At 67.4% G+C, this 12,879-nt stretch carries 8 protein-coding genes and 4 pseudogenes; 4 read left to right on the top strand and 8 right to left on the bottom strand.

Annotation, left to right across the window (positions count from 1 at the left end):
- Window positions 1-18 precede the first annotated feature (18 nt).
- The 5 genes and pseudogenes from ACFJI0_RS10845 to ACFJI0_RS10825 form a co-directional block, all read right to left on the bottom strand.
- Window positions 19-1,296: an ABC transporter substrate-binding protein gene (locus ACFJI0_RS10845; protein ID WP_382325610.1), complete on the bottom strand. Its 1,278-nt coding sequence runs from the start codon at window positions 1,294-1,296 to the stop codon at window positions 19-21.
- A gap of 112 nt (window positions 1,297-1,408) precedes the next feature.
- Window positions 1,409-2,474, bottom strand: a pseudogene (locus tag ACFJI0_RS10840) (branched-chain amino acid ABC transporter permease).
- Between the two features lie 35 nt (window positions 2,475-2,509).
- Window positions 2,510-3,439 carry a branched-chain amino acid ABC transporter permease gene (locus ACFJI0_RS10835; RefSeq protein ID WP_382157852.1) on the bottom strand — a complete coding sequence of 310 codons (930 nt, stop codon included), beginning with the start codon at window positions 3,437-3,439 and terminating at the stop codon, window positions 2,510-2,512.
- Between the two features lie 14 nt (window positions 3,440-3,453).
- A complete protein-coding gene (locus tag ACFJI0_RS10830; RefSeq protein WP_382322018.1) occupies window positions 3,454-4,251 on the bottom strand; it encodes an ABC transporter ATP-binding protein in 798 nt (265 codons plus the stop codon).
- Window positions 4,252-4,286: 35 nt separating this feature from the next.
- A pseudogene (locus ACFJI0_RS10825) lies at window positions 4,287-6,234 on the bottom strand (AMP-dependent synthetase/ligase).
- A 191-nt stretch (window positions 6,235-6,425) separates the two neighbouring features.
- On the opposite strand from ACFJI0_RS10825, the gene ACFJI0_RS10820 reads away from it, so the two are divergent.
- Both ACFJI0_RS10820 and ACFJI0_RS10815 read left to right on the top strand, forming a co-directional pair.
- On the top strand, window positions 6,426-7,067 hold the full coding sequence (locus tag ACFJI0_RS10820; RefSeq protein WP_382324882.1) for a Crp/Fnr family transcriptional regulator: 642 nt from the start codon (window positions 6,426-6,428) through the stop codon (window positions 7,065-7,067).
- A 177-nt stretch (window positions 7,068-7,244) separates the two neighbouring features.
- Window positions 7,245-7,952, top strand: coding sequence for a Crp/Fnr family transcriptional regulator (locus ACFJI0_RS10815; RefSeq protein WP_382324880.1), 708 nt, complete (start codon window positions 7,245-7,247; stop codon window positions 7,950-7,952).
- Here ACFJI0_RS10815 and ACFJI0_RS10810 read toward each other — a convergent pair.
- Window positions 7,922-9,058 carry an iron-containing alcohol dehydrogenase gene (locus tag ACFJI0_RS10810; RefSeq protein WP_382324878.1) on the bottom strand — a complete coding sequence of 379 codons (1,137 nt, stop codon included), beginning with the start codon at window positions 9,056-9,058 and terminating at the stop codon, window positions 7,922-7,924. The genes ACFJI0_RS10815 and ACFJI0_RS10810 overlap by 31 nt on opposite strands.
- Window positions 9,059-9,161: 103 nt before the next feature.
- Between ACFJI0_RS10810 and ACFJI0_RS10805 the strand changes: the two genes are divergently transcribed.
- Together ACFJI0_RS10805 and ACFJI0_RS10800 are read left to right on the top strand one after the other, a co-directional pair.
- Window positions 9,162-10,145 (top strand): alpha/beta hydrolase, encoded by a 984-nt coding sequence (locus tag ACFJI0_RS10805; RefSeq protein WP_382324876.1) that lies wholly within the window; start codon window positions 9,162-9,164, stop codon window positions 10,143-10,145.
- 1 nt (window position 10,146) lies between these two features.
- A pseudogene (locus tag ACFJI0_RS10800) lies at window positions 10,147-11,011 on the top strand (YbgC/FadM family acyl-CoA thioesterase).
- A gap of 13 nt (window positions 11,012-11,024) precedes the next feature.
- Here the strand turns inward: ACFJI0_RS10800 and ACFJI0_RS10795 are convergent.
- Window positions 11,025-11,882, bottom strand: a complete 858-nt coding sequence (locus tag ACFJI0_RS10795; protein ID WP_382324874.1) for an NRDE family protein — start codon at window positions 11,880-11,882, stop codon at window positions 11,025-11,027.
- A gap of 19 nt (window positions 11,883-11,901) precedes the next feature.
- Window positions 11,902-12,798, bottom strand: a pseudogene (locus ACFJI0_RS10790) (YgfZ/GcvT domain-containing protein); the annotation flags it as partial.
- Window positions 12,799-12,879: the final 81 nt, after the last annotated feature.

The raw sequence follows: 12,879 nt of genomic DNA, 5'->3' as shown, positions 1-12,879 counted from the left end.
TGGTCGCTGAAGCGGTGTTCAGTTGCAACTGCGGGGCGTGATGTTCTTGTCCTTGGCGTACTTGGCGGCGTGCTCCTTCACCAAGGGGTCCAGATTGGCCTTGCGAGCTTCGTACCAGTCGGATTTCACGGCCCACTTGGCGCCATCCCATTGGGCGATGCGTCCCCAGGCGGCGCCCATGTGGTTGCTGCAAGAGGTCTTGACGGGCCGCATGATCTCGCCGAAGCCGAGCGTCTTGAGCCTGGCCTCGGTGAGATCCAGGTTTTCAAAGCCCCAGCGCACCTGCTCGGGTGTCATGGTCTTGCCCTTGCCGAACTTCTCCTGGGCGGCGCGGATGGCCTCGACCTGAAGCATCGCGATCATCATGCCGCGCGTGTGCGCCATGACGCCCACCTCACCATCGTCCTTCGCGGTGCCCATGCCCTTGTCGTAGACGAGTTTCTTGAGCTCATCGTGGACCTTGTCCCGTGCCGCGCTGTTGTGGATGGTGACGGCGTTGTAGCCCTTGGCGCCTTCGCCGATGTCCTTGACATCGTGGTCGGAGCCGGCCCACCAGACGCCATACAACTTGTCGCGTGGGAACCCGCTGGCCTGGGCCTCGCGGATGCCGGCCGGCGTCATGACCCCCGCGCTCCAGAACAGAACGTAATCGGGACGCTGCTGGCGGATCTGCAGCCAGGCGGACTTCTGTTCGACGCCGGGCGGCGTGACGGGGAAGAGGGAGAGGTCGAAGCCGTCCTGGGCGGCCAGCTTCTGCAGCAGCGGGATCGGCTCCTTGCCATAGGGCGAGTCGTGGTAGACCAGGGCGATCTTCTTGCCTTTGAGGTTGCCTTTTTCCTTGCGGGCGATGTCCTGCAGGATGATGTCGGTGGCCGTCCAGTAGGTGCCCAGCAGAGGGAAGTTCCACTCGAACACCGTGCCGTCCACCGATTGCGAGAGCCCGTAGCCCATGGTCTGGATGGCGACTTTGTCGGTGAGGGCCTTGTCCGTGACGGCGAAGGTGATGCCGGTGGACTGAGGGTCGAAGCCGGAAGCGCCGGAGCCCTTGGCCTTCAGGCGGTCGTAGCATTCCACGCCTTTGGCCGCGTCGTAGGCGGTTTCGCACTCCTCGAACACGAGTTTCACGCCGTTGACACCCCCATCGCGGGCGTTGATCAGCTTGAGGTAGTCCTGCTTGCCGTCGGCCCATGGGATGCCGAGCGGCGCGAACTGGCCGGTGCGGTAGACGAGCAATGGGATGAATTGTTCGGACGCCTGTGCGCTTGCCGCGAGCGGCAAGAAGGACGTCAGACTCATGGCCGCCAGGGCGGCGACGCGGGCGAACGAAGAAGGGGTGTGGGTCTTCATGGCTGGTCTCCTGAAAGGTTCAAGGGGTTGGGGAACGGAAGAAGGCGAGGGCGTTGCGCGGTCAATGAGGAAAGGGCCACAGCCGCAGCTTCTGGCGCGCGGTCGACCACAGGCGGGCCAGCCCATGGGGTTCGGCGATGAGGAAAACGACAATCAGCGCGCCAAAAATCATGTGTTCCAGGAAGGCGGCGGTGCCGGTGGAAATCGGCAATCCCAGCCAATGGGGCACATGGTTGAGGACCAGCGGCAGCAGGACGATGAAGGCCGCGCCCATGGGGGCGCCGACGATGGAGCCCAGGCCGCCGATGATCACCATGAAGAGCAGCTGGAACGACTTGTCGATGCCGAAAGCCGCGGGTTCCCAGGCCCCCAGATGGACGAATCCCCAGAGCGCGCCGGCCACACCGACGATGAAGCTGCTGACCGCGAACGCGCTGAGCTTGGCGCTCACCGGCCGGATGCCGATGACGGCGGCGGCCACGTCCATGTCGCGGATCGCCATCCACTCGCGGCCCTTGGCGCTGCGCACCAGGTTCTTGGCCATCAGGCCGAGCACCACCAGCAACGTGAGGCAGAGCAGGTACTTGCGGGCGGGCGTGTCCAGCGCCATGCCGAGAAAATCGAGGGACCGGATGCTCACCAGTCCCGATGTCGAGTGGTTGGTGACCCAGGCCGCGCGGTTGACGAACCAGTCCACGAAGAACTGGGCCGCCAGCGTGGCCACGGCCAGGTACAGGCCACGGATGCGAAGGCTGGGGATGCCGAACACGATGCCCAGGGCCATGGCGCACAGCCCACCGCCGATCAGCGCGAGCAACAGGGGCAGGCCTTCGATGCGGACCTGGAGGTTGTACGCCGCATAGGCCCCCACCGCCATGAAGGCCCCCGTGCCCAGCGAGATCTGGCCGCAGTAACCGACCAGGATGTTCACGCCCAAGGCCGCGAGCGAGAGGATCAGGAAGGGTATGAGCACGGCGCGGAAGGCGTAGTCGCTGGCCAGCAGGGGGATCGCCAGCAAAAGCGAGCACGGCGAGCAGACCGATGGCGAGCCGGTCCTGTGCCACCGTGAAGATCTGCTGATCGGCGCGGTAGGAGGTCTTGAACTGACCGTTCTCCCGGTAAAACATGGTGCGTGTCCTTGTGCGTGTGTCGGGGGAAGGGGTCAGACGCGATCGATGATCTTGTCGCCGAAGAGGCCCTGGGGGCGGACCAGCAGGAAGAGCAGCGCCAGCACGTAGGCGAACCAGTTCTCGATCCCGCCACCCACCATGGGGCCGATGTAGATCTCCGAGAGCTTCTCGCCCACACCGATGATCAAACCGCCCACGATGGCGCCGGGCACGGAGGTGAGGCCGCCCAGGATCACCACCGGCAAGGCCTTGAGCGCCACCAGCGAGATGGAGTACTGCACACCGAGCTTGGAGCCCCAGATGATCCCGGCCACCAGCGCCACGAGGCCGCCCACCGACCAGACGATGACCCAGATGCGGTTGAGCGGGATGCCGATGGACTGCGCGGCCTGATGGTCGTCGGCCACGGCGCGCAGGGCCCGGCCGGTGCCCGTCTTCTGGAAGAACAGGGTGAGCAAGGCCACCAGCATGGCGGCAATGGCGGCGGCATACAGGTCTTCCAGGCTCAGCAACAGCCCGCCCTGGAAGGTGCTCTCGAGCACGATGATCGGATCCTTGGGCATGCCGACATCGATCTTGTAGGTGCTGCTGCCGAACACCAGCTGGGCCAGGCCATCCAGGAAGTAGCTGATGCCGAGCGTGGCCATCAGCAAGGTGATGCCGTCCTGGTTGACGAGATGGCGCAAGACGCCCATCTCGATGAGTTGCGCCACGACCACCATCAGCAGCACGACGGTGGCCAAGGCCAACAGATTGCCCAGCCACTTGCTCTCGATGCCCAGCCACAGGGGGATCCACTCGGAGAAGCGGGCCATGGCCAGGGCGGCGAAGAGCACCATGGCGCCCTGGGCGAAGTTGAAGACGCCCGAGGCCTTGAAGATCAGCACGAAGCCCAGCGCGACCAGGGAATACAGCATGCCCACCATCAGGCCGCCGAAGAGAGTCTCAAGAAAAAATGCCATGGTGTCGTTCTCGTTCAGTGACTCGTGCCGAGGTAGGCGCTGATGACCTCCTCGTTGCGGCGGACCTCTTCGGGGGTGCCGTCGCCGATCTTCTTGCCGTAGTCCAGCACCACCACGCGGTCGGAGATGTCCATCACCACGCCCATGTCGTGCTCGATCAGCACGATGGTGGTGCCGAACTCGTCGTTCACGTCCAGGATGAAGCGGCTCATGTCCTGCTTCTCCTCCAGGTTCATGCCCGCCATCGGCTCGTCCAGCAGCAGCACCTGCGGCTCCATGGCCAGCGCTCGGCCCAGGTCCACGCGCTTCTGCAGCCCGTAGGGCAGCTGCCCCACCGGCGTCTTGCGGTAGGCCTGGATCTCCAGGAAGTCGATGATGTGTTCGACGAACTCGCGGTGCGCTTCTTCTTCCTTCTGAGCGCCGCCGATGCCGAAGGGGTTGCGGAAGGCCTGCGCGAGCAGCCCGCTCCTGATGCGCAGGTTGCGCCCGGTCATGAGGTTGTCGATCACGCTCATGCCCTTGAAGAGCGCCAGGTTCTGGAAGGTGCGCGCGATGCCCATCTCGGCCACCTGGCGGCTGTTCATGTGCCTGAAGGTGCGGCCGCGAAAGCTGATCGAGCCCTCCTGGGGCTGGTACACCCCGTTGATGCAGTTGAGCATGGAGCTCTTGCCCGCGCCGTTGGGCCCGATGATGGCGCGCACCTCGTGCTCGCGCACGTCAAAGCTGATGTCGGTCAGCGCCTTGACGCCGCCAAAGCGCAGGCTGATGTTCTGGACGTTGAGGACGACGTCGCCGATCTTCTTCTGTGTCATGGTCGGGTGTGGGGTGTTCGGGCTCGGGCGGCGGCTCAGGCTGCGGCCTTGACGGGGGTGAAGGTCTTGGCGTCGCTCAGCTTGAGCGTGGCGCTGACCGAGCCGGTGCGCCCGTCCTCGAACTTCACCTGCGTCTGGATGTACTGCTCGGCCTTGCCGCCGTACAGTGCCTCGACCAGCACGCCGTACTTCTCGGCGATGAAGCCGCGGCGCACCTTGTTGGTGCGGGTGAGCTCGCCGTCGTCGGCGTCCAGCTCCTTGTGCAGCACCAGGAAGCGGCTGATCTGGCTGCCCGCGAGCAGCTCGTCGCGGCTGAGGTCGGCGTTGACCTTCTCCACGCACTCGCGGATGAGTTCGTACACCTCGGGCTTCTGCGCCAGGTCGGTGTAGCCGGCGTAGGGCAGGTTGCGCCGCTCGGCCCAGTTGCCCACCGCCTCGAAGTCGATGTTGACCATCACGCAGACCCGCTCGCGCTGATCGCCGTAGGCCACGGCCTCCTTGATGTGGGAGAAGAACTTGAGCTTGTTCTCCACGTACTTGGGCGCGAACATGGCGCCGTCGTGCGCGCCGCCCTTCAGCCGCCCCACGTCCTTGACGCGGTCGATGATCTTCAGGTGCCCCGAGGCGTCGATGAAGCCCGCGTCGCTGGTGTGGTACCAGCCGTCGGACGTCAGGACCTCGGCCGTGGCCTGCGGGTTCTTGTAGTAGCCCTTGAGCAGGCCGGGGGACTTGACCAGGATCTCGCCGGTCTCGGAGAGCCTGATCTCCACCCCTTCGCAGGGCACGCCCACGGTGTCGGCGCGGGCCTCGTGGTCGGGCTGCAGGCAGACGAACACGGCCGTCTCGGTGGAGCCGTAGAGCTGCTTCATGTTGATGCCGATGGAGCGGTAGAAGCTGAAGAGGTCGGGCCCGATGGCTTCGCCCGCGGTGTAGGCCACGCGCACGCGGCTCATGCCCAGGTTGTTGCGCAGCGGGCCGTAGACCAGCCAGTCGCCCAGGCGGTACTTGATCGAGTCGATCAGGCCGATCGGTTTGCCGTCCATGCGGTCCGGGCCCACGCGGCGGGCCAGCGCCATGAAGCGGTGGAACATGCCGCGCTTGATCGCGCCGGCGTCTTCCATGCGGATCATCACGCTGGTGAGCAGGCCTTCGAAGATGCGTGGCGGCGCGAAGTAATAGGTCGGGCCGACTTCCTTGAGGTCGATCGTGACCGTGGAGGCCGACTCCGGGCAGTTCACCACGTAGCCACAGGCCAGCCACTGCGCGTAGCTGAAGATGTTCTGGCCGATCCAGGCGGGAGGCAGGTAGGCAAGAACTTCCTCGTGGTCGGTCAGGCTGTCGAAGAGGGCGCCCGCCCGCGCCCGGTTGAGCAGCGTGTGGTGCGTGTGCACCACGCCCTTGGGGTTGCCGGTGGTGCCGCTGGTGAAGAACATGGCGGCCACGTCGTGGGCATGGGTCTTGCCGATTTCGGTGCGGAAGAACTGGGTGTGGCTGTGGGCAAAGGCCCGGCCGATCTTGATGAGCGAGACCAGCGGCACGAGGCCAGGGTGCTCGTAGTTGCGCAGGCCGCGCGGGTCGTCGTAGTAGATGTGGCTGAGCTGCGGGCAGCGCTCGCGGATCTCCAGCATCTTGTCGACCTGCTCCTGGTCTTCCACCACGCAGAAGCGCACCTCGGCGTTGTTGATCGGGAAGACGCATTCGGTTGCGCACCGCGTCCTGGTACAGCGGCACCGGGATGGCACCCAGCGACTGCGCGGCCAGCATGGTGGCGTAGAGGAAAGGGCGGTTGCCACTGACCAGCGCCAGGTGTTCACCCCGCCGCAGGCCCGCGCAATACAGGCCGCAGGCGATGTGCTCCACGAGTCGGGCCAGTTCGGCCCAGGTCGTGGTCTGCCAGATGCCGTATTCCTTCTCGCGCATGGCCGGCGCATCGCCGCGCTCAAGCGCATGGTGCAGCAGCATCAGCGGAAAGGTGTTTCCCATCGATCGGTTCCTTCAAGGGGTCGTTTTGAGCTGGGCCGATGCTAGGGAGGGTCTCTCGCCCAGTTTGTCCGTGACACACCATTCCTAGGGAAGTCACCTAATGCCTCGCGCGAATTACCATTGCCCGGATGTGTGCAGAAGCAGAAAACGAACGGCCGGCCACGGGGCGCGAGCTCGACCGCATTCCCTGGGTGGCCGTGCTCTCGGGCGAGGACCGTGCGTGGGTGGTGCCCCGTTTGCGGGTGCGCGAATGGGAGGCCGGTCGCTTCGTGGTGCGGGCGGGCGATCCATCCACCCACTGGAGGGGCGTGCTTGAAGGCATGCTGCGGGTGGAGCACCCGCATGGCGACGAGGATCACCTCATGTTCAGCGGCATCCCAGCGGGCGGCTGGTTCGGCGAAGGCACTTTGCTCAAAGGCCACGCGTTCATGTTCAGCGTGCAGGCCCTGCGCAAAAGCGTGGTGGCCAGCCTGGCCGCGGCCGACTTCCACCTGCTGGCGCGGCGTTCGATTGCCTTCAACCGCCATGCCATGGGGCAACTCAATGAGCGCCTGGCGCAATTCATCGCGGCCCGGGAAATCGAACGCATGGTCGACGACGAGCAGCGCCTGGCCTGCAGCCTGCTCTGGCTCCGCAACCCGGTGCTGTTTCCCTCCGCAGGCAACGTGCTGTCGATCACGCAGCAGGACCTCTCCAACCTGATCGGCATCTCACGCCAGCGTGTCAACCGGGCGCTTGCGCGGCTGGAAAGCCGAGGGGTGCTCCGGGCGGAGTACCGCACGCTGCGCGTCCTGGACGCGCAAAAGCTCGTTGACCTGACCGTGGAGCACTGAGCCCGAGCCGTCGCGCCGACATCCACCTAGGGAAGACCCGAGAATTGTGATGGGACGGACAAAAAACCACCCGAGGCTGACCTACCGTGGAGGGCTTCTTCACCTTTCGATGTCCACCCACTCGACATGCCCGCCCCCGTTTCTCCGCCCCGACGCCGGTCCGCCTCTCCCGAAGAATTGGCCCAGATCCACTGGCTGCAGCGGCTCGCACCGGAAGACCGGCGCTGGGTGAGCGCGGAGATCCAGGTTCTGCAACTGCGCGCGCAGGAGCATCTGTGCCAGTTCGGCAGCCTGCCCACGCACTGGTACGGCACGATGAAGGGCCTGCTCAAGCTGGGCAACGACCGGCGCGACGGCCTGGCCATCACCTACGCCGGCCTGCCCACCAGCGGGTGGTTTGGCGAGGGTACGGTGATCAAGCTGGAGCCTTACCGGTACACGGTATCGGCCATTCGCGCCAGCACGGTGGGCTGCCTGCCGGTGGCGGCGTTTCATCGCTTGCTGGAAGGGTCGCTGGAGTTCAACCAGTACCTCATGGCGCAGATCAACGAGCGCCTGGGCCAGTTCATGGCGGCGCGCGTGACCGACCGCCTGCGCAATCCCGAAATCCGGGTGGCGCGCAGCCTGCTCGCGCTGTTCAACCCGGTGCTGTATCCGGCGGTCGATCCGTTCTTCCAGATCACGCAGCAGGAGCTGTCGTACCTGATCGGCATCCCGCGCCAGCGCATCAACGCGGCCCTGCAGCAACTGGTGGCGAAAGGCGCGGTCGAGCTGGACTATGGCGGGGTGCGGGTGATCGATGCACAGCGCCTGGGCGAGATCGCCGCGCAGCGGGACTCGGTGCCGCGCGGGCCTCAGAGCGAATCGGCGAGCATGGCGCGGTAGTCGTTCGCGCTGGCCAGGCGCGGGTTGGTCTTGTGGCAGTGGTCGGCCAGCGCGCCTTCGATCACGCGGTCGAACAGGTCGGGCGTGACGCCCATGGCCGCCAGGCCACTGGGCAGGCCCAGGCGAGCGCTCATGTCCTTGACGGCCTCGGGCACGTCGCTGCCGCTGGCGAGGCCCATGGCGTGGGCCATGCGTTGCAGGCGGTGGTCCTTCTTCATCGACTCGGCTTCGGCGTTGAAACGGATGACGGCGGGCAGGAACACCGCATTGAGCGTGCCGTGGTGCAGGCGCGGGTTCACGCCGCCCAGGCTGTGGCTGAGCGAATGCACACAGCCCAGCCCCTTCTGGAACGCCATCGCGCCCTGCATGGACGCGCTCATCATGTTCAGGCGGGCCTCGCGGTCCTGGCCCTCCTTGGTGGCGCGCTCGATGTGCGCCCAGCCGCGCTGCAGGCCGTCGAGGCCGATGCCATCGGCCGGCGGGTTGAAGGCGGGTGCCATGAAGGTTTCCATGCAGTGGGCGATGGCGTCCATGCCGGTGGCGGCGGTGAGCATGGGCGGCAGGCCCAGCGTGAGTTCGGGGTCGAGCAGGGCGGTCCTGGGCACCAGGTGCCAGCTGTGGAAACCGAGCTTGCGGCCGTCGTCCACGATCACGATGGCGCCGCGCGCCACTTCGCTGCCGGTGCCGGCGGTGGTGGGCACGGCGATCAGCGGCGGCACGCGGTCGGTGATCTTCGGTGAGCCGCCTTCGATGGTGGCGTAGGTCTTGAGCGGGCCTTCGTGCGTGGAGGCGATGGCCACGCCCTTGGCGCAGTCGATGGCGCTGCCGCCGCCGAGCGCGATCAGGCCGTCGCAGCCCACCTGGCGGTACACCTCGACGGCGGCGCGCACGGCCGCTTCGGTCGGGTTGGATGGCGTCTGATCGAACACCGCCGGCTGCAGGCCGGGCAGGGCGGCCAGGGCCTTGTCGAGCAGGCCCGCGGCCTTCACGCCCGCGTCGGTGACGATGAGCGGGCGGGTGATGCCGACGCGCTCGCACTCCGCTTTCAATTGCGCGAGGGCGCCGAAATCGATCAGGATGTTGGTGACGTAAAGAATCTGGGCCATGTGGGTCTCCGTGGTGCGAGGAAAACTATACGGTTGACCCGGGGCCTTGCCTATGGCGCTGGGCCTGCACGGGTCGCGCAAAAGACAGCCACAATCGCATGCCATGTCGAACGCACCCGATCCCCGCGACCTGCTGACGCCCATGATGCGTGGTGTGCTCGACCGCATCGCCCGCGCCGGGCACCCGCCGTTGCACGCGCTGCCGCCGGAACAGGCCAAGGCGGCCTACGAGGCCGGTGCCGGCGTGCTGGAGGTGCCCTCACACCCCATGGCCCGCGTGGAAGACCTGCGCATCCCCGCGCGCGATGGCGCCGACCTGCCGGCGCGCCTCTTCGCGCCCGAGTCAGGGAGCCCGCTGCCGGTGCTGCTGTACTTTCACGGCGGAGGCTTCACGGTGGGCAGTGTCGCCACCCACGGGCCGCTGTGTCGACAGCTCGCCCATCTCGCGGGCTGTGCCGTGCTCTCGGTGGACTACCGGCTCGCGCCCGAGGCGAAATTTCCGACCGCGGTGCACGATGCCTGGGACAGCCTGGCCTGGCTGCGTGAACACGCCAGCGCACTCGGGCTGGATGGCACCCGCATCGCGGTGGGCGGCGACAGCGCGGGCGGCACGCTGGCGGCGGTGACGGCGATCGCCGCGCGCGACGCGGGCTGGCCGCTGGCCTTGCAATGCCTGTTCTACCCCGGTTGTGCGGGCCACCAGGACACGGCCAGCCACAAGACCTTCGCCCAAGGCTTCCTGCTCGAGGAAGCGGACATCCGCTATTTCTTCGGTCACTACCTGCGCGACGCGGCCGACCGGGACGACTGGCGCTTTGCCCCGCTGGACGGGGTCGACGAAAGCGGCCACCCGCGCGATCTCGACGACGTGGCGCCGGCCTGGATCGGCCTGGCCGAATGCGACGCCCTCACCGACGAGGGCGTGATGTACGCCGACCGCCTGCGCCATGCCGGCGTGGCGGTGGACCTGGAGATCTACGCCGGCGTGGTCCACGGCTTCATCAACTTCGGTCGTGCCATTCCCCAGGCCAGGACCGCCCACCAACACGCGGCCCTGGCGCTGCGCAACGCTTTTGGAGCCGCTTGAGATGAGCTTGACCCGATCCGACTTCCGCTTCTTCCACCGCCTGCGCGTGCGCTGGGCCGAGGTGGACATGCAGAAAATCGTGTTCAACGCGCACTACCTGATGTACTTCGACACCGCCATCACCGATTACTGGCGCGCCCTGGCCCTGCCGTACCACGAGACGATGGAGCAGCTCGAAGGCGATCTGTACGTGGTGAAAGCCACCGTGGAGTTCCATGCCTCGGCGCGGGTGGACGACCAGATCGACGTGGCGATGAAGTGCAGCCGCATCGGCACCTCCTCGCTCAGCTTCACCGGCGCGATCTTTCGCGGTGACGAGCACCTGATCAGCGGCGAGCTGATCTACGTGTTCGCCGACCCCGCCACGCAGAAGTCCCGCCCGGTGCCGCCCGCGCTGCGCGAGGCCCTCAACGGCTATGAGGCCGGCGAACCGATGAGCTCGGTGCGCGTGGGACCCTGGAGCGAACTCGGCCCCGACGCGCAGCGCCTGCGCACGGCGGTGTTCGTGGAGGAGCAGCGCATCCCCAAGGAACTCGAATGGGACGAAGCCGATGCGGTTGCATTGCACGCCGTGGCCTACAACCGCCTGGGCCGCGCGGTGCGCAGCGGGGCGCATGCTGCCGCACGAACCGGGCGTGGCGCGCGTCGGCCGCATGGCGGTAGAGCGTTCGTTGCGGGGCGGGCGGTTGGGGCGGGACGTGCTGCACGCATTGATGGGCGCGGCCCGCGAGCGCGGCGACACCGAAGTGATGCTGCACGCCCAGCGCAGCGCCGAGGGCTTCTACACCCGGCTGGGCTTCTACCGCCGGGGTGAGGCCTTCGAAGAGGCCGGCATCTCGCACCAGGAAATGGTCGCGAAACTCTGATCCGGGCGGGCCTTCACCACACCAGCGTTTCGCGCCGGTGGGGCACGGCCTCGAACGGGCCGCCCAGTGCCGCGTGGTCGTGCGTCCACTCGTCCATGCGCACCTCCCAGCCCTGGTCGGCACCGGGCCGCGCGCTCACCACCAGGCTGCTGCGGGTGCCGTAGGCGCGGTCGGGCATGTGCACGAAGGGGCTGGAGAGCGCGCGCTCCATGTCGTCGGGCACACCGGTGTGCGGCAGTTCGCGCACTTCGGCCTGCGCGCGGTCGGTGAGCGTGCGCGCCAGCGGCTGCAGCCAGTCGTCCGAGGCGGAGCGCTGGTGCAGGCCCACCAGCGCGTCGGCCACGGCCCGCTTGAGGCGCTGGGTCTTGGGCCAGGGCGTGTCCAGGCTGGCGTTGGAGAGGCCATAGACACCCGCCTCCAGCGCCTTGCGGTACAGCCCGGGCGAGCGCGCTTCGTGCGGTGCATCGGGATGGCGGTTGCTCAGCCAGGTCCAACGGTGGCGGTGGAAATCGCCCACCACCAGATTGAAGCCGCCGTAGGCGCCAGGATCGATCGTGGTGGCGAGTTGGTCCACGTCGTGGTCGTCGCCCTGGCCCTGCAGCCAGCGCGTGACCAGCTCACCCCGGCTGCACGGGCCCGGGCCGGCCTGCGTCTGCCGCACATTGGTGAGCATGGCGACCCGGCCACGAGGGCTCAAACCGAGCCAGGTGCCGCCGTCGCGCAGGTCGCGCCCGGCCACGATCTCGGTGCCGTCGGCCAGGGTCCAGCGGTGCAGGGCTTCGGTCGGCCGGTCCAGGAACTCGTCGCGGTTGGCCGCGATGAGCAGGGGACAGCCCGGGTCGGCGTGCAGGGCAAAGGCGATCAGACACATGTCGCACCCGCCGCGTTGCTCAGATGTCGTCCAGCAAGGGGTAGGGCAGGGGCAGCAGTTGCAGCGCCGGGCCCTGCGCGCCGCCGATGTGCAGGCTGCCTTGCGCGGCCGCGCTGGTCTGCAGCGAGACGATGGCATCGAAACCACCCGAAGGATGGGCCGCCGCCTGCACCACGGTGCCGCAGGGTTGTTCGGCGTCGCCGTCATGGAACACATCCTGGCCGGCCGCCATGGGTGTCTGGCCATGCACCAGATAGGCGCGGCGCTTGAGCGTGCCGCGGAACTGGCTGCGGGCCACCACCTCCTGGCCGGGGTAGCAGCCCTTCTTGAAGTTCACGCCGCCGACCGATTCGTAGTTCAGCATCTGCGGCACAAAGGCCTCGAACACCGGCTGGCTCAAGGTGCGCACGCCGCTGCGAACGTCCAGCCATTGCCACAGCGGCTCGGCCATGGCGCCCCCCGCCGGCGCCTCGGTTTGCACGGGCGCAACCCACAGGGCTCTCGCCAGGCCCTCGGCCGGGTACAGGCGCACCACGCTGGCCTCACCATCGCGCCACTGGCTCCACAAGGTGGGCGGCAGGGCCGGCGGCACGGCGCTGCCCACCAGGCCGAAGAGGGCGTAGGCCTCGCTGGCGTCACTGAGTCTGGCCTTGGCGCGCAGCACGAACATGGACAGGCGCTTGAGCGTGGTGGCCAGCAGGTCGCGGCTGCAGACCAGCAGGATCTCGTCGGGGCCGCGCTTGAAGCCCACGAAGCTGGCCTGCATGCGGCCCTTGGCCGAGCAGAACGCGGCCAGGCGGGCCTCGGACTGGCCGAGCACGGCGAAATCCTGCGTGAGCTGACCCTGCAGGAACTTCGCGGCGTCTTCGCCTTCCACCCGGATCACACCCAGGTGCGGCAGCGGGGCAACGCCGCTTGCTGGCCAGGCCGTCGGGGATGCTGGAGGGGATCGTCGAGGTGCTCATGGCGTCGATTATCATGGCCGGCCCGGTTCCCC

The sequence above is a fragment of the Hydrogenophaga sp. UC242_53 genome (assembly GCF_042696965.1).
Taxonomy (GTDB): domain Bacteria; phylum Pseudomonadota; class Gammaproteobacteria; order Burkholderiales; family Burkholderiaceae_C; genus Hydrogenophaga.
This window is presented reverse-complemented; position numbering and strand designations above follow the sequence as displayed.

Bases quoted from the DNA above. Each gene is read 5' to 3' on its own strand.
- ACFJI0_RS10845 (WP_382325610.1), bottom strand. From the start codon at position 1,296: ATGAGTCTGACGTCCTTCTTGCCGCTCGCGGCAAGCGCACAGGCGTCC.
- ACFJI0_RS10835 (WP_382157852.1), bottom strand. From the start codon at position 3,439: ATGGCATTTTTTCTTGAGACTCTCTTCGGCGGCCTGATGGTGGGCATG.
- ACFJI0_RS10830 (WP_382322018.1), bottom strand. From the start codon at position 4,251: ATGACACAGAAGAAGATCGGCGACGTCGTCCTCAACGTCCAGAACATC.
- ACFJI0_RS10810 (WP_382324878.1), bottom strand. From the start codon at position 9,058: ATGGCCCAGATTCTTTACGTCACCAACATCCTGATCGATTTCGGCGCC.
- ACFJI0_RS10805 (WP_382324876.1), top strand. From the start codon at position 9,162: ATGTCGAACGCACCCGATCCCCGCGACCTGCTGACGCCCATGATGCGT.
- ACFJI0_RS10795 (WP_382324874.1), bottom strand. From the start codon at position 11,882: ATGTGTCTGATCGCCTTTGCCCTGCACGCCGACCCGGGCTGTCCCCTG.